21 protein-coding genes are annotated in these 21,407 nt (G+C 69.0%); 15 read left to right on the top strand and 6 right to left on the bottom strand.

The window, feature by feature from the left end; translation table 11 throughout:
• Positions 1–17: 17 nt before the first annotated feature.
• Together NTM_RS24455 and NTM_RS24450 are read left to right on the top strand one after the other, a co-directional pair.
• On the top strand, positions 18–689 hold the full coding sequence (locus NTM_RS24455) for a hypothetical protein (protein ID WP_163768641.1): 672 nt from the start codon (positions 18–20) through the stop codon (positions 687–689).
• A gap of 63 nt (positions 690–752) precedes the next feature.
• On the top strand, positions 753–1,316 hold the full coding sequence (locus tag NTM_RS24450; RefSeq protein WP_104861312.1) for an alpha/beta fold hydrolase: 564 nt from the start codon (positions 753–755) through the stop codon (positions 1,314–1,316).
• A gap of 13 nt (positions 1,317–1,329) precedes the next feature.
• On the opposite strand, the gene ngg is transcribed toward NTM_RS24450, so the two are convergent.
• Positions 1,330–3,099 (bottom strand): N-acetylglutaminylglutamine synthetase, encoded by a 1,770-nt coding sequence (ngg, locus tag NTM_RS24445; RefSeq protein WP_163768638.1) that lies wholly within the window; start codon positions 3,097–3,099, stop codon positions 1,330–1,332.
• Positions 3,096–4,901, bottom strand: coding sequence for an N-acetylglutaminylglutamine amidotransferase (locus NTM_RS24440; RefSeq protein ID WP_163768635.1), 1,806 nt, complete (start codon positions 4,899–4,901; stop codon positions 3,096–3,098). The genes ngg and NTM_RS24440 overlap by 4 nt, the downstream gene beginning before the upstream one ends.
• Before the next feature lie 273 nt (positions 4,902–5,174).
• Here NTM_RS24440 and NTM_RS24435 point away from each other — a divergent pair, with 273 nt between their 5' ends.
• The 12 genes from NTM_RS24435 to NTM_RS24380 all read left to right on the top strand — a co-directional run bounded on the left by NTM_RS24435 (position 5,175) and on the right by NTM_RS24380 (position 15,876).
• Positions 5,175–6,539, top strand: a complete 1,365-nt coding sequence (locus NTM_RS24435) for a glutamine synthetase family protein (RefSeq protein WP_179963989.1) — start codon at positions 5,175–5,177, stop codon at positions 6,537–6,539.
• Positions 6,540–6,555: 16 nt separating this feature from the next.
• Entirely contained in the window at positions 6,556–7,308 is a 753-nt protein-coding gene (locus NTM_RS24430; protein ID WP_435405134.1) for a gamma-glutamyl-gamma-aminobutyrate hydrolase family protein, read from the top strand.
• On the top strand, positions 7,305–8,672 hold the full coding sequence (locus tag NTM_RS24425) for an aldehyde dehydrogenase family protein (RefSeq protein ID WP_104861317.1): 1,368 nt from the start codon (positions 7,305–7,307) through the stop codon (positions 8,670–8,672). The genes NTM_RS24430 and NTM_RS24425 overlap by 4 nt, the downstream gene beginning before the upstream one ends.
• Positions 8,673–9,446, top strand: coding sequence for a 3-oxoacyl-ACP reductase (locus NTM_RS24420; protein ID WP_163768628.1), 774 nt, complete (start codon positions 8,673–8,675; stop codon positions 9,444–9,446). It begins immediately after the preceding gene.
• Between the two features lie 6 nt (positions 9,447–9,452).
• Positions 9,453–10,169 carry a FadR/GntR family transcriptional regulator gene (locus tag NTM_RS24415; RefSeq protein ID WP_163768626.1) on the top strand — a complete coding sequence of 239 codons (717 nt, stop codon included), beginning with the start codon at positions 9,453–9,455 and terminating at the stop codon, positions 10,167–10,169.
• A gap of 36 nt (positions 10,170–10,205) precedes the next feature.
• Positions 10,206–11,681 (top strand): HNH endonuclease signature motif containing protein, encoded by a 1,476-nt coding sequence (locus NTM_RS24410; RefSeq protein ID WP_163768623.1) that lies wholly within the window; start codon positions 10,206–10,208, stop codon positions 11,679–11,681.
• Between the two features lie 104 nt (positions 11,682–11,785).
• A complete protein-coding gene (locus NTM_RS24405) occupies positions 11,786–12,106 on the top strand; it encodes an ArsR/SmtB family transcription factor (RefSeq protein ID WP_420872533.1) in 321 nt (106 codons plus the stop codon).
• A gap of 131 nt (positions 12,107–12,237) precedes the next feature.
• Positions 12,238–13,203 carry an amidohydrolase family protein gene (locus NTM_RS24400; protein WP_163768620.1) on the top strand — a complete coding sequence of 322 codons (966 nt, stop codon included), beginning with the start codon at positions 12,238–12,240 and terminating at the stop codon, positions 13,201–13,203.
• 54 nt (positions 13,204–13,257) lie between these two features.
• Positions 13,258–13,965 (top strand): energy-coupling factor ABC transporter permease, encoded by a 708-nt coding sequence (locus NTM_RS24395; protein ID WP_104861321.1) that lies wholly within the window; start codon positions 13,258–13,260, stop codon positions 13,963–13,965.
• On the top strand, positions 13,962–14,327 hold the full coding sequence (locus NTM_RS24390; RefSeq protein ID WP_104861322.1) for a PDGLE domain-containing protein: 366 nt from the start codon (positions 13,962–13,964) through the stop codon (positions 14,325–14,327). Before NTM_RS24395 ends, NTM_RS24390 begins: the two co-directional genes overlap by 4 nt.
• 2 nt (positions 14,328–14,329) lie before the next feature.
• Positions 14,330–15,109 carry a cobalt ECF transporter T component CbiQ gene (cbiQ, locus tag NTM_RS24385; RefSeq protein ID WP_163768617.1) on the top strand — a complete coding sequence of 260 codons (780 nt, stop codon included), beginning with the start codon at positions 14,330–14,332 and terminating at the stop codon, positions 15,107–15,109.
• Complete coding sequence (locus tag NTM_RS24380; RefSeq protein ID WP_163768614.1) at positions 15,094–15,876, top strand: energy-coupling factor ABC transporter ATP-binding protein; 783 nt, start codon at positions 15,094–15,096, stop codon at positions 15,874–15,876. The genes cbiQ and NTM_RS24380 overlap by 16 nt, the downstream gene beginning before the upstream one ends.
• Here the strand turns inward: NTM_RS24380 and NTM_RS24375 are convergent.
• Positions 15,827–17,332 carry a sensor histidine kinase gene (locus NTM_RS24375; RefSeq protein WP_163768612.1) on the bottom strand — a complete coding sequence of 502 codons (1,506 nt, stop codon included), beginning with the start codon at positions 17,330–17,332 and terminating at the stop codon, positions 15,827–15,829. The two genes, NTM_RS24380 and NTM_RS24375, sit on opposite strands and share 50 nt — an antisense overlap.
• Entirely contained in the window at positions 17,329–18,096 is a 768-nt protein-coding gene (locus tag NTM_RS24370) for a response regulator transcription factor (protein ID WP_163768609.1), read from the bottom strand. Before NTM_RS24370 ends, NTM_RS24375 begins: the two co-directional genes overlap by 4 nt.
• A gap of 148 nt (positions 18,097–18,244) precedes the next feature.
• Between NTM_RS24370 and NTM_RS24365 the strand changes: the two genes are divergently transcribed.
• The gene (locus NTM_RS24365; RefSeq protein WP_163768606.1) at positions 18,245–18,835 is read left to right on the top strand and encodes a sigma-70 family RNA polymerase sigma factor; all 591 of its coding nucleotides are present in this window, start codon (positions 18,245–18,247) and stop codon (positions 18,833–18,835) included.
• 24 nt (positions 18,836–18,859) lie between these two features.
• Here the strand turns inward: NTM_RS24365 and mtr are convergent, their stop codons facing one another.
• On the bottom strand, positions 18,860–20,272 hold the full coding sequence (mtr, locus tag NTM_RS24360; protein ID WP_104861328.1) for a mycothione reductase: 1,413 nt from the start codon (positions 20,270–20,272) through the stop codon (positions 18,860–18,862).
• Positions 20,265–21,293 carry an alpha/beta hydrolase gene (locus NTM_RS24355; RefSeq protein ID WP_163768603.1) on the bottom strand — a complete coding sequence of 343 codons (1,029 nt, stop codon included), beginning with the start codon at positions 21,291–21,293 and terminating at the stop codon, positions 20,265–20,267. Before NTM_RS24355 ends, mtr begins: the two co-directional genes overlap by 8 nt.
• Positions 21,294–21,407: the final 114 nt, after the last annotated feature.

Here is a 21,407-nt window from a genome sequence, read left to right as displayed (position 1 = left end):
CTGGGTAGCCTGAGTCCATGATCAGACCGGCGCTCGCCGTGACGGCGGTGGCCTGTCTGTCGGCATGCCTGTCGGTCGGCTGCGGCAAGCCCGTCACCGGCACCGCGACCTGGCCCGGCGCCCGACTCGACGCGGCGCTGCTGACCGCCGCCGACTTCCCGCCCGGCGTGCAGTTCGAGCGGATCACCCGTGACCGCGGGGAGGCCGACGGCGCCGACGGGCCGCCGCCGATGCTGTCCCGGCCGGAAGGCTGCGCCGACGGGTTGACCCGGGACATCGCCCGCACCGCCGAGCGCGGGCCCGGCAGCGCGGGCGAGTACGTCGCCGCCTACGACGGGGTCCGGATGGTGGTCACCGTGCTCACCTGGCATCTCGATCTCGAGCGCCTCGCCGCCACCGCGCAGCGGTGCGCCGAGTACCGCACGTTCTTCGACCCGTCCGATCCCGGGATCGCGATGACCACGACGCAGATCCCGGCGCCGCGTGACGGCGCCCTGGTCTACGAGCAGACGATGCATCTCGGCGGCGGGCAGACCAGTGTGTACTTCTCGTTCGAGAACGTCGGCACCATGGCCGTGTTCGGCATCGCGTTTCCGACGCCGGACCCGTCGATTCCGGTCAAAGGCACGCTGCCGCAGACCTTTCTGGACGTGACGGGCAAACAGGCCGAGCGCGCGCAATCGGTTTGACGCCTCCGGTGAACAGCGTGAAAAGCCCCGCACCGAAGCCGCTGCGCCCTGTAGCGTGACGCAATGCCCACTCCCATGGTCACCGTGGACGGCTTCGGCGTGCCCGTCTCGGTCGCCGGACCGGACAAGGGTTCGGTCGTGGTGATGCTGGCCGCGGCGCAGCAGAACCCCGCCGCCTACGACGGGGTGTGCCAGCGGTTGCACACCGCATCGCTGAAGACCGTCGTCGTCGGCGCGGATCCACGCCTGACCGCCAAGTCCGTCATCAGCGTCCTCGACAGCCTGGAGATCCGGTGGGCGCTGCTGGTCGGCGACCGGGCCGGCGGCGAGTTGGCATGGGAGCTGGCGGCCACCCGGCTGGACCGGTTCATCGGCCTGGTGGCGATCGACCGGGGTCACCCGAAGGTTCCCGACCTGACCGGCGCCGTGCGTGACGAGGGATGCCCGCCGGTGGAACTGAACACCACGGCGCTGGTCAGCAGCAGCGCCGCGCGCGCGGTGGCCAAGGCCAGCCAGCGTTTCGTCTACGGCGAGTACCGCATCGTCGAACTGCTCGGCCGGCGAAACGCCGCCGATTCGACCGCGCAACTGGCCGCCGAGATCGTGATGCGGTCCAGCACGTGGTGAGCGCCGCCAGGCGCTAACCCGAGGGCGCCTCGTCGGGGGTCCAGGCCTGGGGGAGTCCGGGCTGATTCGGAAACAGGAAGTCCACGAACGCTTTTGCGGTGGGCTGGGGCTCGTGATTGGCCAGCCCCGGGCGTTCGTTGGCCTCGATGAACACATACTCGGGTTTGGTCACGTCGGGTACGAGCAGATCGATTCCGGTGACCGGGATGCCGATTGCCGCGGCGGCGGCCACCCCCACCCGGCACAGCTCGGGATGCACCGTCGAAGTCACATCGTGGATGGTGCCGCCCTGGTGCAGGTTGGCGGTGCGGCGAACCCGGAGCCGCTCACCCTCGCTGAGCACGTCGTCCAGCGAGAATCCGGCCTCCCTGACCGTGTTCTCGGTGACCGCGTCCATCGGAATCCGGGACTCACCGCCGGTGGCGGCGGCGCGCCGACGGCTCTGCGCCTCGATCAGCTCGCGGATGGTGTGCTTGCCGGTGCCGGTGACCTCGGCGGGCAGTCGCAGCGCGGCCGCGACGACCCTGCCGTCGATGACCACCAGCCGCAGATCGTCGCCGGGGGCGCGTTCCTCGATGAGCACCTCGGGGTGCTGCTCGCGGGCGCGGGCGAGGGCCGCGTCGAGTTCCTCGGGGCTGTCGATGCCGACGGTGATGCCCTTGCCCTGTTCGCCGCGGGTGGGTTTGACGACGACGTCGCCGACCTCGGCGAGGAATTCGTGGTCGGCCTGGTCGAACGTGGCGAGCCTGCCCTTCGGCACCTTGATGCCCGCCTCGGACACGATGCGCCGGGTCAGCCGTTTGTCGTCGCAGCGGGCCATCGCGACCGCAGAGGTGTATTCGGACAGTGATTCGCGGGTGATCACGCTGCGCCCGCCGTGGGACATCTTCATCTCCCCGGCCTCGGCGTCGAGGACCTCCACCCAGATACCGCGCCGCATCGCTTCGTCGGCGATGATCCGGGCATACGGGTTCAGGTCGTCGACGGTCTCCGGGGGATGGGTGAACAGCGGCTCGTTGATGGCGTTCTTGCGCTTGACCGCCATCACCGGGACGCGCGCGAATCCCAGCTTCTCGTACAGCGCGATCGCAGCCTCGTTGTCATGGGCGACGGACAGATCCATGTACGCGCGGCCGCGGTCGCGGTACAACGCCGCCAATGCCCGGGTCAGTGCGGCACCGACTCCGGGGACCGATGCGGCCGGGTCCACGGCGAGCGTCCACAGGCTCGAGCCGTTCTCCGGGTCGGAGAACAGCGCGACGTGGTCGACACCGGTGACGGTGCCCAACACCGAGCCGTCCTCCTCGCTGACCGCCACCAGATAGTCGACGGCGTTGCGGTCGCGGTGGTTGTCCCACAGCACATCGGACGGTGCGGCGACCATCCCGCAGCGGAGATAGACCCGGTTCATCTCGTCGGCGTCGGTGCGGGCCTCCAGTGTGCGCACCCGGAACCCCCTCGGCGCAGGGGCGTCGGCCGCGACGTCGGCGAATCGCAGCCGGTAGGTGTGGCTGGGATCGATGAACAGTTCCGAGGGCGCCTTGGCGACCAGCACGTGGGGCTCCCGCGCGTAGATGCAGATGTCCCGACGGCCCTGCGTCTCCTGCCGCAGCACGTCGGCGAGCTTCTCCGGGTCGGCGAACGTCTGCCCGAAAATCAGCCGCCCCCAACCGAGTTCGAGAACGACGTCGTCTGACATCGTGTCGAGCACATCCTGGCTGGCGGCCTCGTGCAGCGCCAGCGTGATGGCCTCGGGGTTGTCTGCCGTCGGATCAGCCGTCATGCGGCCCCACCGTTGATGCCATGGCGCTGCAGCCACATCTCCAGCAGCGCGATCTGCCACAACTCGTTGCCGCGCAACGGCGTCAGCCTCCCGTTCGGATCGGCCAGCAGTCGCTCGACGGCATCCGGACGGAACAGTCCGCGCTCCTTGGCCTCCGGGGCGTAGAGCGCGTCGCGGACCATGTCCAGGTACGGCCCTTCGAGGTGGGTCAGCGCGGGCACCGGGAAGTAGCCCTTGGGTCGGTCGATGACCTCGGACGGAATCACTTGCCGGGCAGCCTGTTTGAGCACACCCTTGCCCTCGTGGGCGGTCTTGAGGTGCGGCGGGCACGTCGCGGCGAGTTCGACGAGCTCGTGGTCGAGGAACGGCACGCGGCCCTCCAGTCCCCACGCCATCGTCATGTTGTCGACCCGTTTGACCGGGTCGTCGACCAGCATCACCGTGGTGTCCAGCCGCAGCGCGCGGTCGACCCCGGTCTCGGCGCCGCGCCGGGCGAAGTGTTCGGTGACGAACAGCTCGCTGGGATCCTCGTCGGACAGGTAGGCCGGTGCCACCAGATCGGCGTAGCCGGCCTGGTCGCGGTCGAAGAACGCGGTGCGGTAGCGCGCCACCGAACCCGCCACCGACGCGGCGTCGGGCTCACCCATCGGGGGATACCAGTGGTAGCCCGCGAACACCTCGTCGGCGCCCTGGCCGGACTGCACCACCTTGACGTGCTTGGCGACCTCCTGGCTCAGCAGGTAGAACGCGACGCAGTCGTGGCTGACCATCGGTTCGCTCATCGCGCCGATCGCGCCGTCGAGCGCGGGCAGCATACGTGCGGTGTCGATGCGGATCTGGTGGTGATCGGTGCCGAAACGGTCGGCGACGATGTCGGAGTACTTGAACTCGTCGCCGGCGACACCGTTGACGGATTCGAAGCCGATCGAGAACGTCTTGAGGCCGTGCTGGCCGGCCTCGGCGAGCAGTCCGACGATCAGGCTGGAGTCGACGCCGCCCGACAGCAGGCAGCCGACCGGCACATCGGCGACCAGCCGGCGCTTCACGGCGGTGCGCAGCGAATCGAGGACGGCGTCCTCCCAGTCCTTGTCGGACCAGTCGGCGCGGTCGGCGCGGCGGGTGAAGTCGGGCTCCCAGTACGTCGTGGTGGTGACCTCGCCGTCCGGTTCGATCGCCATCAGCGACGCGGGCGGCAGCTTGGTGACACCGCGCAAGATGGTGCGCGGCGCCGGGACCACCGAGTGGAACGACATGTAGTGGTGCAGCGCGACCGGGTCGATCCGGGTGTCGATTCCGCCACCGGCCACCAGTGCGGGCAAGGAGGACGCGAAGCGGATCCGGTCGGGGGTCTGCGCCAGATACAGCGGCTTGATGCCGAGCCGGTCGCGGCCCAGCAGCACGCGTCCGCTGTCGCGTTCGACGATCGCGAACGCGAACATGCCCTTGAGGTGATCGACGAAGCGGTCACCCCAGTGGTGGTAACCCTTCAGCAGCACCTCGGTGTCGCTGTGGGAGAAGAAGCGGTAGCCGTGCCCGGCGAGTTCGTCGCGCAGTTGCTCGTAGTTGTAGATGCAGCCGTTCCAGGCGATCGTCAGACCGAGGTCGGAGTCGACCATCGGCTGGGCGCCGGCCTCGGACAGATCGATGATCTTCAGGCGCCGGTGACCGAGGGCGACCCGGCCCTGCGACCACGTGCCCGCGGCGTCGGGGCCGCGCGGGACGAGAACCTCGGCCATCGCCGAGACTGCACGGACATCGGGATTGTTTCCGTCGAGGCGGACCTCGCCGGTGGCTCCACACACGTGACCGACCCTATCTCTGTTACGAGCGAACCTGCTGTTTCGTTCTGCGGCCGGAGACCCGGGCCCGGGCGCGCCGAGTGGGATTACCCCAGCGCAACCCGTCCAAACCCTTCTCGGCGATCAAGATCGAGACCGTCGTCACAGCGCCTGAGAGTGCACGCGGAGCGGGGCACCCCATCGAGTCGCCTATTGGTCTGATGCCCTACCTTTGGACAGGATGGCGTGATCGTGGAATCGTGAAAGCCCCACCACCGGCGAAGGGCACGTGAACTGATGACCAAGCGCGGAATGCTGTCGAAGGCGGATCTGGAACGTAAGGTCGCCGACGGCGATATCGACACCGTCATCGTCGCGTTCTGCGACATGCAGGGCCGGCTCACCGGCAAGCGGATCTCGGCGCGGCTGTTCGTCGAGGAAGTCGCCGACCACGGCGCCGAGTGCTGTAACTACCTGCTGGCCGTCGACGTCGACATGAACACCGTCAACGGTTATGCGATCTCCAGCTGGGAGACCGGCTACGGGGACATGGTCATGACCCCGGACATGTCCACGCTGCGGCAGGTGCCGTGGCAGCCCGCCACCGCGCTGGTGATGGCGGACCTGTCCTGGACCGACGGGCGTCCGGTCGCCCAGGCGCCGCGCGGCATCCTGCGCGCCCAGCTGGACCGGTTGTCCGAGCGCGGCCTCGACGCCGTCGCCGCCACCGAGCTGGAGTTCATGGTGTTCGACACCGGATTCCGCGACGCCTGGGCAGCCGGATACCGAAATCTCAGGCCCGCCACCGACTACAACATCGACTACGCGATGCACGCCTCCACGCGGATGGAACCGCTGCTGCGCGACATCCGCATCGGGATGGACGGCGCCGGCATGTACTGCGAAGGCGTCAAGGGCGAGTGCAACCTGGGCCAGCAGGAGATCGGCTTCCGCTACGACCAGGCGCTGGTCACCTGCGACAACCACACGATCTACAAGAACGGTGCCAAGGAGATCGCCGACCAGCACGGCAAATCCCTGACGTTCATGGCCAAGTTCGACGAGAGCGAAGGCAACAGCTGCCACATCCACATCTCGTTCCGCGGCAAAGACGGCGAGGCGGTGTTCGCCGACGACGGCGACGAACTCGGGATGTCGTCGATGTTCCGCAGTTTCATCGCCGGGCAGCTGGCCACCATGCGCGACTTCACCCTGTTCTACGCGCCGAACATCAACTCCTACAAGCGCTTCGCTGAAGGAAGCTTCGCCCCGACCGCGATCGCCTGGGGCCTGGACAACCGCACCTGCGCGCTGCGGGTGGTCGGCCACGGCCAGGGCATGCGGATGGAAAACCGCGCGCCCGGCGGCGACGTCAACCAGTACCTGGCGGTGTCGGCGTTGATCGCCGGCGGGCTCTACGGCATCGAGAACGAGCTCGAGCTCGAAGACGCCCTGGAAGGCAACGCGTACACCAGCGGCGCAGACCGGCTGCCCACCACGCTGACCGAGGCCATGGAGCTGTTCGAGAACTCGACGATCGCCCGCGACGCGTTCGGCGACGACGTCGTCGACCACTACGTCAACTATGCGCGGGTCGAGCTCAACGCGTTCAACGCGGTCGTCACCGACTGGGAGAGGATGCGTGGCTTTGAACGCCTCTAGCGACGCGGTGCGGCCCGTGGTCGGGCTGACCACGTACCTGCAGCGGGCGCAGACCGGAGTGTGGGATGTGAAGGCGAGCTTTCTGCCCGCCATCTACTTCCAGGGTGTCGGCATGGCCGGTGGGATCGCGACGCTGTTGCCGCCGCAGCCGGTCGACGACGCGATCGCCGGGCAAATACTCGACCGCCTTGACGGCCTGATCATCACCGGCGGACGCGACGTCGACCCGGCGACCTACGGCGCCGACCCGCACCCGGCCACCGACGTGCCCGATGCCGACACCCGCATGCGCGACGCGTTCGAGTTCGCATTGCTTCGTGCGGCGCTGCGCCGCGGCACGCCTGTGCTCGGGATCTGCCGCGGCGCACAGGTTCTCAACGTGGCACTGGGCGGTACCCTGCATCAGCACCTACCCGACGTCGTCGGGCACACCCGGCATCAACAGGGCAATGCGGTGTTCACCACGTCGTCGATCAGGACCACCCCCAACACCAGGGTGGCCTCGCTCGTCGGGTCTGACACGTCGGCGCAGTGCTACCACCACCAGGCCATCGACCGGCTCGGCGACGGGCTGATCGTCAGCGCCTCCGACACCGACGGGGTGATCGAGGCCGTCGAGGTCGACCCGGCGCGCTACCCGGACCGCTGGGCGGTCGCGGTGCAGTGGCATCCCGAGGAACGGCTCGACGATCTGCGGCTGTTCGCGGGGCTGGTCGGCGCCGCGGCTCAGTTCGCGACAAGTAAAGCGGCACAGAAAGTGAAGGTATGACCGCCTGCGATGTGATCAATCCCGCGACCGAGGAGCTGCTGCGCACGGTCGCGCACACCGACGAGGCCGGCGTCGACGACGCGGTCGCCAGAGCCAAAGCCGCCCAACGCCTGTGGGCGCGGCAGGCGCCCGCCGAAAGGGCCGCCGCGCTGCGTGCGTTCGCCGCGGTCGTCGACGCGCACGTCGAGGAACTCGCACAGCTGGAGGTCGCGAACTCCGGGCACCCGATCGGTAACGCCCGGTGGGAGGCCGGCCACGTCCGCGACGTGCTGCAGTACTACGCCGCGTCCCCGGAACGGTTGTCCGGCAAGCAGATCCCGGTGGCCGGCGGCATCGATGTCACGTTCAACGAGCCGCTCGGCGTCGTCGGGGTGATCACGCCGTGGAACTTCCCGATGACGATCGCGGCGTGGGGCTTCGCACCCGCGCTGGCCGCGGGCAATGCGGTCCTCGTCAAACCCGCCGAGTGGACCCCGCTGACCACGCTGCGGCTCGGCGAGCTCGCGCTCGAAGCGGGTTTGCCCGCCGACCTGCTCCAGGTGCTGCCCGGGCGGGGCTCGGTGGTCGGCGAGCGGTTCGTCAGCCACCCCGACGTCCGCAAGATCGTGTTCACCGGATCCACCGCGACCGGCACCCGGGTGATGGCGCAGGCCGCGAACCAGGTCAAGCGTGTCACCCTCGAGCTGGGCGGCAAGAGTGCCAACATCATCTTCGACGACTGCGACCTGGAACGGGCCGCGGCGACCGCACCGTACGGGGTGTTCGACAACTCGGGTCAGGACTGCTGCGCGCGCAGTCGGATTTTGGTGCAGCGCAGTGTGTTCGACCGTTTCATGGAGCTTCTCGAACCGGCCGTCAAGGGTGTGGTGGTCGGTGATCCGAAGGCCGAGAGCACCGAGATGGGTCCGCTGGTGGCCAGGGCGCACTGGGAGAAGGTGGCGTCCTACGTGCCCGACGACGCGCCCGTCGCATTTCGGGGATCCGCGCCGAGCGGTCCGGGGTTCTGGTTCCCGCCGACGGTGCTGACACCCGAGCGCGGCGACCGCACCGTCGTCGAGGAGATCTTCGGTCCCGTCGTCACCGTGCAGTCTTTCGACGACGAGGCCGACGCGATCGGGCTCGCCAACGACACCGTGTACGGGCTCTCGGGATCGATCTGGACCGACAACCTGTCCCGTGCGCTACGGGTGTCGCGGGCGGTCGAAGGCGGGAACCTGTCGGTCAATTCGCATTCGTCGGTGCGCTACAGCACTCCGTTCGGCGGCTTCAAGCAGTCGGGGTTGGGTCGCGAACTCGGACCGGACGCCCCGCTGTCGTTCACCGAGACCAAGAACGTTTTCATCGCCGTAGAGGAGGCTCACTAAATGGATCTGACCCAGCGCCTGGCGGGCAAGGTCGCCGTCATCACCGGCGGCGCCAGCGGTATCGGGCTCGCGACCGCGAAGCGGATGCGCTCCGAAGGCGCCATCGTCGTCATCGGGGATCTCGATGAGAAGACCGGCAAGTCGGTCGCCAACGACCTGAACGTGACCTTCGTGCAGGTCGACGTGTCCGACCAGGTCGCGGTGGACAACCTGTTCGACACCGCGTTCGAGGTGCACGGCGGGGTGGACATCGCGTTCAACAACGCCGGCATCAGCCCGCCTGAGGACGACCTGATCGAAACCACCGGGATCGACGCGTGGGACCGGGTGCAGGACATCAACCTCAAGTCGGTGTTCTTCTGCTGTAAGGCGGCGCTGCGGCACATGGTGCCCGCGCAGAAGGGGTCGATCGTCAACACCGCGTCGTTCGTCGCCGTCAACGGCTCGGCGACCTCGCAGATCTCCTACACCGCGTCCAAGGGCGGTGTGCTGGCGATGTCGCGCGAACTCGGTATCCAGTACGCGCGCCAGGGGATTCGGGTCAATGCGCTGTGCCCGGGACCGGTCAACACCCCGCTGCTGCAGGAGTTGTTCGCCAAGGATCCGGAGCGCGCCGCACGCCGGCTGGTGCACGTGCCGATGGGACGGTTCGCCGAGCCCGACGAACTGGCCGCTGCGGTGGCGTTCCTGGCCAGTGACGACGCGTCGTTCATCACGGGGTCGACGTTCCTGGTCGACGGCGGTATCACCGGCCACTACGTCACGCCGCTGTAGTCGGCGATGAGCGCACCGGAGCCGACGGCTTCCGAGGCACTGCTGAGCCCGGTGCGGCCGCTCAACGCGTTCGAGGACACCGTCGAGAGGCTGCTGCAGACGATACGGCTCGGGGTGCTGGAACCAGGGGAGTCGCTTCCCCCGGAACGGGAGCTGGCGACCCGGCTCGGCGTCAGCCGTGACACGGTGCGCGAGGCCATCAAGTCGTTGTCGGAGGCGGGTTATCTGGTGTCACGCCGTGGCCGCTACGGCGGCACCTTTCTGGCCGACGAGTTGCCACCGCCGCGGCCCGACCATGTCGAGTTCGACCGCGCCGACATCGACGACGTTCTGCGGCTGCGGGAGATCCTCGAGGTCGGTGCCGCGCGGATGGCGGCGGGACGCACGCTGACGGACGCGGATCGAGAAGCGTTGCGGGCGCGGTTGATCGACGTGCGCACCGCGGCCGCCGACGATTTCCGCCGGCTGGACTCGCGTCTACATCTCGCGATCGCCGAGGCTGCCGGTGTGCCGTCGCTGGTGCCGCTCGTCGCGCAGAACCGGATGCGCCTCAACGAGATGCTCGACTGCATACCGCTGCTGCGGCGCAACATCACCCACTCCGACGAGCAGCACGAGGCAATCGTGTCCGCGATCCTGGCCGGCGACGCCGACACCGCCGCAGCGATGATGGCCGCCCATGTCTGGGCGTCGGCGGCGCTGCTGCATGGCTTCCTGGACTGAGGGTTCTCTCGGCCCGCCGGATTTGTCGGGGGTCGAATGTATGTTCGAGTCATGTCGAGGACGGGCCTGCAGGACGCGGTCAGCGCGCTGCGGGCCGCGTTCGACACTGTGGCGGCCTGCGATCTGGAGCTGCTGACCCGCGACGAACTCCTCGAAGCCCTCGACGAGCTCGAAACCCTGAGCTGCCGACTGCCCGGGCTGGGGCACCGGCTATTGGCGCGGTTGCAGACCGAGACCACCGCCCGGGAGATGGGCGCCAGATCCTGGAAAGACGTGCTGCGGATCCGGTGGCGGCTATCGGTCACCGAAGCGAATCGGCGCCTGACCGAAGCTTGCCTGTTGGCGCCGCGCCCGTCGGTGACCGGGCCGGCGCTGCCGCCGCTGCTGCCGGCCACCGCGATCGCCCAAGAACGCGGGCTGATCAACCCTGAACACGTCGACGTCATCCGCAAATCGGTGGCCAAACTCCCGTCCTGGGTGGATACGGCCACGCGCGAGCAGTTCGAGGTCGACCTGGTCCGCACCGCGGTCGGGGCCGGACCGAAAGAGCTGAAGGACGCCGCGGAGCTGATCCTGTTTCTGTTGGATCAGGACGGCCCCGAACCCGATGACACCGAACGCGCCCGCCAGCGCGGGGTGACCAAGCACCAGCAGCGTGCCGATGGGATGGTCGACCTCACCGCGACGTTGACACCGGAAGCCTGGGCGGTGCTGGAGGTGATCTTCGCCAAATACGCCGCCCCCGGCATGTGCAACCCCGCTGATCCGGAACCCTGCACCTCGGGCACCCCGTCACAAGCCCAGATCGACTCTGACGATCGCAGCCTGGCCCAGCGCCAGCACGACGCGCTGATCGCCGTCGGACGCATCGCTTTGATGAGCGGCGAACTGGGCACACTCAACGGGCTGCCGGTGTCGATCATCATCCGCACCACGCTGCAAGACCTCGAATCCCGCGCCGGGATCGGGGTCACCGGTGGCGGCACCAAGATGCCCATTAAAGACGTGATCCGGATGGGCGGGCATGCCAATCACTACCTGGCGGTGTTCGACAAGGCCACCGGGGCGGCGCTGGATTTGTTCCGCACCAAACGCATCGCCACCCCTGAGCAGCGGATCATGTTGATCGCCCGCGACGGCGGCTGTACGAAGCCGTGCTGCACCGTCGGCGCCTACGGCAGCCAAGTCCATCACGTGGTCACCGACTGGGCGCGCGGCGGGCTCACCAACATCGACGAACTCGGCCTGGCCTGCGGACCCGACAACCGCAGCGTCAATCCCGACGACCCGACTGCCTGGACCACCCGGATGAACACCCGCGGCGAGGTCGAGTGGATTCCACCGGAGCTTCTCGACACCGGACAGGCTCGCGTGAACACCTACCACCGCCCCGAACGACTCCTGCGCCCACCCGAGGAGCCCGAAAACGACAGCGCGGCGGCTGAACCCGACACCCCCGGCGAACCCGGCGAACCCGGCGGACCCGCACCACCCGAAGACCACGCGGCCTGACGGCCGGCGACTCGGGTACCGCAGGGCCGACGTGGAGCACCTACGGTGACCGCCACGCAGTACATGTCGGCTGCTGCGCGGCCGGTGGGGACTACATTTGCCGTGTGGAGGATCAGCAGCTGGTAGATCGGGCGTCGTCGGCGCTGGCGGAAGTCGATACCTCGGGTTGGGCGCAGCGGTTCGACTTGGTGTCCGACCCGCACCGCCTGGAGATCCTGCTGTGCCTGCACCGCGCGCCCGGCATCTGCGTCAGCGACCTGGCCGCGGCGCTCGGCCGCTCGGAGAACGCCGTCTCGCAGGCGCTTCGAGTGCTGCGCCAGCAGGGCTGGGTCAACAGCACCCGCGCGGGCCGGTCGGTCACCTACCGGCTGGAGGATGAAGTCGTCCACGATCTGCTGCACTGGATCGGCGCCCGGCACGGCTGATCGTCGTTGACAAACCGAAAGCGTCTTGAGCGCAACGGTTCTCCACACGAGCGCGCGATCGTCGACCCCGGCGGGCGCCGCTGCGCGTAGTGTCGAGTCCACGGGTAGGAGTCGGCGAGAGCGGGACGAACATGCGCACCATCGCACTGGAAGAGCACTTCCTCACCGCCGACCTGGCGCACTACAGCGACCCGACCCGCTCACTCGCCCAGCCCCAGATCTGGAAGGAAGCGGAGCGCAGACTGGCCGACCTCGCCGAGCTGCGGCTGGCCGATATGGACGCCGCCGGGGTGGACGTGGCCGTGCTGTCGCTGACCGCGCCGGGTATCCAGGCCGAACCCGATCCGCAGCTGGCGGTGGAGCGGGCCCGTGAGGTCAACGATTTCGTCGCCGGCGTCGTCGCGGCCAACCCGGGCCGGTTCCGCGGTTTCGCCGCGTTGCCGCTGCAGAACCCGGACGCCGCGGCGAAGGAGTTGGAGCGCGCGGTCGAGCAACTAGGACTGTGCGGCGCGCTGGTCAATGCGCACACCCTGGGTGTCTACCTCGATGCGCCGCCGCTGCGGGTGGTGTGGGAGGCCGCCGAGCGACTGGACGTCCCGCTGTACCTGCACCCGGCGATCGGATTCGACACCCCGCACGTCATCGCCGGACATCCCGAGCTGATCGGGCCGATGTGGAGTTGGGGCACCGACACCGCCACCCACGCCCTGCGCATGGTGTTCGGCGGGGTTTTCGACGACTTCCCGGGTGCGAAGCTGCTGCTGGGGCATATGGGCGAAAGCCTGCCCTACTCACTGTGGCGGCTGGACTCGCGCTGGGACTGGCATCGCCATCACGGCATCGAACTCGACCTGGGGCACCCGTCGGAGTACCTCCGGCGCAACCTCTACGTCACCACCAGCGGCGTCTGCGACGCGGCGCCCCTGCTGTGTGCGCTGTCGGCCCTCGGGTCCGACCACGTCCTGTTCGCGACCGACTATCCCTACGAGGACATCGCAACGGCGACGGCGTTCCTGGCCGGCGCCCCGATCTCCGAGGACGACCGCGCCAAACTGAGCCACCTCAACGCCGAGCGCCTGCTGCACATCGACAGGTAAACCTGCCATCTGTTCAGCTAGACAGGTGTTCACATGGAGGAATAGGCTCCCGGAATGACCGTCGACTACGTCGCTATGCACATGAGCGACGGCATCATCAACGCGCCGATCTCGCTGCTGTTCGTCGCCGTCGCCGTCGTCGCGGTGGGCCTGTGCGCATGGCGCGCCCGGGCGGAACTCGACGAGCGCACCGTACCGCTGGCCGGCCTGGTCGCGGCGTTCATCTTCGCCGTCCAGATGGTGAACTTCCCGATCCTGCCCGGCGTGAGCGGCCACCTGCTCGGCGGTGCGCTCGCGGCGATCCTGGTCGGCCCGTACACCGGCGCGCTGTGCGTCTCGATCGTGCTGATCGTGCAGGCGCTGCTGTTCGCCGACGGCGGTGTCACCGCGCTGGGCACCAACATCACCAACATGGCCGTGATCGGGGTCGCGGCGGGCTACGGCGCCGCGGTTCTGCTCTACCGGCTGCTGCGGCGCGGCCGCCCCGCGGTGCCCGTCCCCGTGGTCGGCGCCATCGCGTTCCTCTCCGCTCTGATCGGAACGGTGTGCGCGGCCATGGGATTCGTGCTGCAGTACGCCCTGGGTGGGGCGGCGACGACCTCGCTGGGGACCGTCGCGGCCTACATGTTCGGCACCCACGTGCTGATCGGTATCGGCGAGGGCGTGATCACCGCGCTGACCGTGGTCGCGGTGGTGCGGGCCCGGCCCGACCTGGTGTACCTGTTACGCACCCAGCATGCCGCAGAGGCGGTCCCGGCATGACGCGGCGCTGGTGGTTCTGGGCCGCGTTCGCCGCGGCCACCCTGCTGATCGCGGGTGTGGTGTCCTCGTTCGCGAGCTCGAGCCCCGACGGGCTGGATTCGGCGACGCTGCGCGGGTGCGAGGTCGTCGAAACCTCCGACGGTGAACTGCTCGAGGGTGACTGCATCGCCCAGCACGCCCAGGAGCATCCGCTGGCCGGATCGCCGCTCGCCGACTACGCGGTGGACGGCCGCGACGGCACCGGAGGATGGGCGGGCATCGTCGGTGTGCTCGTCACCGTGGCCGTCGCGGGCGGCGCGTTCTGGCTCATCGCCCGCGCGAAACCGAAGGCTGCGAAACCGAAGTCCGCAGTGGGGGATTGACGGTGGGTGGCGGACATTCCCATCCGCTCTACCGCGACGGCGACTCCCGGGTGCACCGGCTGCCCGCCGAGGTCAAGATCGTCTGTCTGGCCGCGTTCGTGCTCGCCGTCGTGGCCACTCCGCGAGAGCTGTTCTGGCCCTTCGCGGTCTACGGGCTGATCATCCTCGCCGTCTGGCGCGCGGCGCGGATCCCGCTGCGCTGGATGCTGCCGCGCATGCTGATCGAGGCGCCGTTCGTGGTGCTGGCGCTGCTGTTGCCGTTCTCCGAGGGCGGCGAGCGCGTCACGGTGGCCGGGATGCAGCTGTCCGTCGCCGGTCTGTACGCGGCGTGGGGCATCGTGGTCAAAGGCACGCTCGGTGTCGCGGCATCGCTGACCGTCGCCGCGACGACCACAGCCCGTGAGCTGCCGGTCGCGCTGAGCCGGCTGCGCGTACCGGCGCTGGTCGTCAGCGTGCTGACCCTGATGATCCGCTACATCGACGTGCTCACCGCCGAGGCCAGACGCATGCGGATGGCGCGGATCTCGCGCGGCGACTCGCCGACCATGCTGCACCAGGTCGGGGCGACCGCGCGCGGCGTGGGATCGCTGTTCCTGCGCTCCTACGAACGCGGCGAACGTGTCTACCTGGCGATGCTGTCCCGCGGATTCGACGGCCACGTCCCGCATCTGGCGGTCGGCGCCGGTGGGGTCGCTACCGCGACACCGAGACAATGGGCCGTGGCCCTGCTGCCCGCGGCGGCCGCGGTCACGGTGGCGGCGAGCGCATGGGCGACGCTGTGACCGTCCCCGCCATCGGGATCCGCGGGCTGCGGTACAGCTACCCGGGTGGACACGAGGCGCTGGGCGGCATCGACCTCGACATCGCCGCAGGGGAGCGCGTCGCGCTGCTCGGACCCAACGGCGCGGGCAAGACCACGCTGATGCTGCACCTCAACGGAGTGCTCACCGCGACGGCCGGCACCGTCGAGATCGGCGGACACACGCTGTCGCGCAACACGATCCGCGACATCCGGCGCAGGGTCGGGCTGGTGTTCCAGGATCCCGACGACCAGCTGTTCATGCCGACGCTCGCGCAGGATGTCGCGTTCGGCCCGGCCAACTTCGGCCTGCGCGGCGCCGAGCTGGACGCCCGGGTCGCACACGCCCTCGCCGTCGTGTCGATGACCGAGCTCGCCGACCGCAGCCCGGCACACATGTCAGGCGGCCAGCGGCGCAGAGCCGCGCTGGCCACCGTGCTGGCCTGCGAACCCGAGGTGCTGGTGCTCGACGAACCGTCGGCCAACCTGGACCCGGTCGCGCGGCGGGAGCTGGCCGAGACGCTGGCCGGTCTGGACGCGACGATGCTGATCGTCACCCATGATCTGCCTTACGCCGCGCAGCTGTGCGATCGCGCGATCGTGATGGACGGCGGCGTCATCGTCGCCGACGGGCCGGTGGCCGAGGTGCTGTCGGACGCCGACCTGCTCGCCGCGCACCGGCTCGAACTGCCGTGGGGTTTCAGCGTCGCGCCGGCGCCGGCGCGGCCACCGTCGGCAGGCGGATGCTGAACGCGGTGGTGCCCGACGCCGAGCGGGCGGTGATCGTGCCGCCGTGGGATTCGACGATCGACGCCACGATGGACAGGCCGAGCCCGAAGCTGCCCGTGCGGCTGGAGCGGGACTTGTCGGCGCGCACGAACCGCTCGAACAGATGCGGCAGCAGGTCGGCATCGATGCCCGGCCCGTCGTCGGCCACGGTGATCTCGACATAGCCGATGCCGTCATCGCCCCTGCCGGTGCGCACCGACGTCGTCACCGTGGTGCCCTCCGGCGTGTGCACCCGGGCGTTGGACAACAGGTTCGCCAGCGTCTGGTGCAGCCTGGCGCGGTCGCCGCGCACCCAGACGGGCTTCCCGGGAACGTGCGCCGACCACCGGTGGGTCGGTGCGGACACCGCCGCGTCGTTGACCGCGTCGGCCACCAGCTCGGCCAGGTCCACTTCGCAGCTCTGCAGATCCTGCCCCTCGTCGAGGCGGGCCAGCAGCAGCAGGTCGGCGACCAAGGCGTTCATTCGGCGCGCCTCGGCCTCGATGCGTGCCAGCGAATATTCGGTCGTCTCGGGCAGCACCGCGCTGTCCTGGCGGGTCAGTTCGGCGTAGCCGTGGATCGCGGCCAGCGGCGTGCGCAGTTCGTGGCTCGCGTCGGTGATGAACTGGCGCATCCGCCGGTCGGACGCGGCGACGTCCGACAACGCCTGCTCCACATGGTCGAGAAGACGGTTCAGGGTGTCGCCGACCAAGCCGACCTCGGTGCGCGGGTCGGTGTCACCGTTCGGCACCCGCGGGGTGATCGAATGGTTGTCACGGTCGAGCGGCAGCGCGGCCACCTCCGCGGCCGTCGACGCGACCCTCCTCAGCGGCCGAAGCGCGAACCGGACGATCGCGATGGTGCCCAGTGCCGTCATCACCAGCGCCAGCACCGTCATTGCGGACACCACCACCGTCTCGCGCACCATCGCATCCCACGCGGGCGCCCGCGACACCCCGGTGACCAGGAACTCGTCCCCGTCGCCGGGTCGGCTCACCATCCGGTACCAGCCCAGCCCGGGCACCTTGACGGTGCGCACCGTCGGATCGGTCCAGTCCAGCCCGGCGATCGCGGCGACGGCATCCGGCGCCGCCTGCTGGGCGTCGCCGTCGCCGAACACCGCGGAATCCACCGCCTCGCCGTCGCGGATCAGCACCACGACGTTGTCGGGTGCCTGCCCGACCAGTTGGGTCAGCGGTTTCATCGTGCCCGGCGGGGGCAGTGCGCCACCGGGGCCCGGGGTGCTGCGGTACTTCGCCACCGATTTGATCCCGCCGTCGGCGGCGGCGGCGAGCTGGACGTCGATCATGCCCAGCACGGAGCTCCGCAGGCTCACCACCGACAGGGTGCCGACGGTGATGAGGACGACGCCCACCACGGCCGAGACGCCGATGACCAGTTGGCGCCGCAGCGTCCAGCTCTGCCAGAGGCGCCTCATTGCGCGGGCCGCAACATGTACCCGACCCCGCGCACGGTGTGGATCATCGGCGCCCGGCCCGCGTCGACCTTCTTCCGCAGATACGACACGTACAGGTCGACGATGCTCGAGCGCCCGCCGAAATCGTAGTTCCACACTTGACGCAGAATCTCGTTGCGGTCCAGCGCCTTTCGCTGATTTCGCATCAGCAGGCGCAGCAGTTCGAATTCGGTGGAGGTCAGCGCCACCGCCTCACCGTCGCGCGTCACCTCCCGGCTGGCCGCATCCAGGACGAGGTCCCCGACGGTCAGGGTCTCGTCGTCGGCCGGGGTCAGGAAGGCCGACCGGCGCAACAGTCCCCGCAGCCGCGCCACGAGTTCCTCGAGCGAGAACGGCTTGGTCATGTAGTCGTCGCCGCCCGCGGTCAGTCCGGTCACGCGGTCGGCCACCGAATCGCGCGCGGTCAGGAACAGCGTCGGGGTGTACGTGCCGGAGGCGCGCAGCTGTTCCAGCACACCCAAGCCGTCCATATCGGGCAGCATGATGTCCAGGACCAGCAGGTCAGGGGTGTTCTCGCGGTACTTCGCGACGGCTTCGGCGGCATCGTGGGCGACATCGATCTCCCACCCCTCGTACGCCAGCGCCATCTTGACGAGGTTGGTCAGCGCGCGCTCGTCGTCGACGAGCAGCACGCGGATGGCGGACCCGTCGGCGCGGTACATCCGGGGCAGTTTGCCCAGGATCGCACGGCGGGGTCCCTGATCCTCGACCGGCGCGGACGTCATCAGCCCATTGTCGCCCCTTCCGGCGGCCCGCGTCAGCACCTCATAGAGATTTCATATGTGTTTGAGTTTTCTATGCACATCTGGCGTCCCGCCGCGACATCCATACAGTTGGAACCAACGCCCAGACAGCGGCTTTGGAGGTTACGACATGACCGCGACAGTGAAAGACCCAGTGCTGCAACGCTTCGAGCGTGACGTGCTGCCATTGACCGACCAGCTCTACCGCGCGGCCCGGCGCTACACCGGTAACGCCATCGACGCCGAGGACCTGGTGCAGGAGACGATGATGAAGTCCTACAGGGCATTTCATCAGTTCGAGGACGGCACCAACGTTCGGGCGTGGCTGTTCCGAATCATGACGAACACCTGGATCAAGTCGCATCGGCGCGCCGAGTGTCGACCCAAGGAGGTGCTCTCCGACGAGCTGACCGATGCGCAACTGCATGCGCAGCTGAACCACTCGTCGACGGGATCGGCGTCAGCGGAGCTCGCGGCGCTCGAAGCGCTCGGCGACGACGAGGTCAGGGACGCGCTCGGTGCGCTACGCACCGAGCAGCGCCTGGTCGTGTACTACGCCGACGTCGAGGGGCTGAGCTATCAAGAGATCGCCGACGTCCTCGACATCCCGAAGGGCACGGTGATGTCGCGGCTGCACCGTGGCAGGCGCGCGCTGCGCAGCCTGCTGGCCGACGTCGCGGCCGACCGCGGTTACCGGCGCGACCCGGCGGCTTGTGCCTAATGCCGCCGTCCCGGCGGCTTCTGCCTAATGCCGCCGTCCCGGCGGCCAGGGCGGCTCCCCACACAGCGCCAGCAGCGCGTTCTCGACCACCTCGGGCAGCGCCGGATGAATCCAGTACTGCCCGCGCGCCATATCCTGGGCGGGCAGGTCGAACGCCATCGCCTGGATCAGCGGCTGGATGATCGACGACGCCTGATGACCCATGATGTGAGCGCCGAGCAGCAACCCGCTGTCGTCGTCGACGATCAGCTTCGCGAAACCGGTGGCGTCCTCCATCGCCCACCCGTAGGCGACGTCGGCGTAGTCCTGCACCTTGGACCGGATCCGGTAGCCCGCCGCGCGCGCCTCGTTCTCGGTCAGCCCGACCGATGCGATCTGGGGTTCGGTGAACACCGCCGACGGCACGAAGCGGTGATTGGCCGGCATCAGGTTCTCGGTGTCGTCCCAGTCCTGCAGCAGGTTGTGCTTGACGACCCTGGCTTCGTGGTTGGCGACGTGCTTGAGCTGGAACGGGGAACTGACGTCGCCGAGCGCGAACACGTTGCGGGCGGTGGTGCGCTGGTACTCGTCGACGGTGACCCGGCCATCGGTGACCTCGACCCCGGCCAGATGCGCGTCGAGCAGGTCGCCGTTGGGCACCCGGCCGGTCGCGACCAGCAGCGCGTCGGCCCGCAACGTGGCACCGTCGTCGAGGCGCAGCGTGACCCCGCTGTCGTCGGAACTACCCCCGACGATGTTGCGGCGGCTACGGATCTCCCACTTCTTGCCCGCGATGTCGGTGAAACGCTCGCAGATCGTGTCGTCACAATGGGTGAGCATTGTTGTGCCACGCAGCACGATCGTCACGCGGGATCCCAACGCGGAGAACACGTGTGCGAACTCCGCGGCGACGAAACCGCCGCCGACGATCACCAGATGCTCGGGCAGTTCCGAGATCCGCATGATGGTGTCGCTGGTGTGATGGGCGACGCCGCAGTCGAGGATCGCCGGCGGCACGGTCGCGCGGGCCCCGGCGGCGAGTACCACCTGCGCGGCGGTGAACTCGTCGCCGTCGTCGGTGCGCAGCCGGTAGCCGTCGCCGTCGTCGGGCCCGGCGAAGCGGGTGTGGCTGTCGAACACCTCGACGTTCGGTGACGAGCGCCGGTACTGTTCGCCACCGGCGGCCAGCGGGTCGATCCGGCCGAACACCCGGGACACGATGTCAGGCCAGCGCACCGCGTCGATGCGTCCGTCGACGCCGAATCTGCTTGACTCCCTGATCTGTTCGGCCACCCCTGCCGAGTAGACGAACATCTTGGTCGGGATGCAGCCCACGTTGAGGCAGGTGCCACCGAAGACGCCCTTCTCGCAGATCGCCACCCGCTTGTCCACATAGCGTTCGTCGAGGATCGAGTTGCCCGACCCCGTGCCGATGATGGCGATGTCGAAGTCAGCCATGGTCAGTGCTCCCGTCGGATGATGTCGCGGTGGTCGGCCGGTCGGTCAGGTACCAGTCCAGCCAGGCGTCCAGCTCGGCGTAGGCGACGGCGCGCGGACCGGGCAGGGACAGGAAAACGTCGTGTTTGGCGTCGACGATCGGCACCACCGTCGACCGGTTCCCGATACAACCCGCCCAGCGGGCGATCTGGGCCACGTCCAGCACCGCGTCACCGCGCTGGATCCGTTCCGGGTCGACGGTCTCGCGGACACTGTGGTCCGAACGCAGGATCAGGTTCGGCACACCGACGTCCAGACCGCGGTGCAGCCGGGCCTGCCCGCGGCGGATCGCGTGCAGCCAGCCGGACGTGACCGGGAACCCGCCGACCGGCTTCCAGCGCAGGTCGTAATCGAACTCCCCGAAGAAGTCGCGGTGCAGCGTCGCGCCGTAACCACCGCCGGGATGGGGCCGCCGGATCACCGCGTTCTTGCGGAACCTGCGGATCGCCATGATCGCCGCCGAAGCCGCCGGTGTGCGCAAGATCGCATGCCCCTGCAGATCCAGCCACGGCGCGTTCAGCACAAGGCCGGCCACCCGGTCGGTGGCGGTGCCCACGTTGGCGTGCAGCCGGTCCAGCCACAGCGACACCACCAGCCCGCCGGCCGAATGCCCGTAGACCATCACCTGTGCGCGCGGGGACTCCGCGGCGATCCCGTCGAGGGCCAATCCGAGTTCGGCGTCGTAGCGCGACAGGTCGGTGGTGAAGTGCGGGGTCTGTCCGTTCCGGTGGGATCGCCCGCATTTGTGCAGGTCGAGGGCGTAGACGGCGAAGCCGCGGGCCGCGAGGTGGTCACCGAGTTCGGTGTGGAAGAAGTAGTCGGTGAAGCCGTGCACCAGCAGCACCGCGTGCCGCGCGTCGGGGTCCGGTTCCCCTCGACGCACCAGCGTCGCCACCAGATCGCCTTCGCCGTCCGGGTCGGGCCCGAGGGCGTAGGTGCGTTGCCGGTATCCGGGCAGCACGTCGGGCTCCCATCCAGACACGCCTGCCACCCTAATCGTGTGACACGGTCGGCGGGTTGACCCCGACCGTGGCGGGATAACCTGAACACCGGTAAGCCGTGAGTAACGGGCAGCGACCACGAAGGACCCACGAAA

This window comes from Mycolicibacterium parafortuitum, assembly GCF_010725485.1.
Taxonomy (GTDB): Bacteria; Actinomycetota; Actinomycetes; order Mycobacteriales; family Mycobacteriaceae; genus Mycobacterium.
This window is presented reverse-complemented; position numbering and strand designations above follow the sequence as displayed.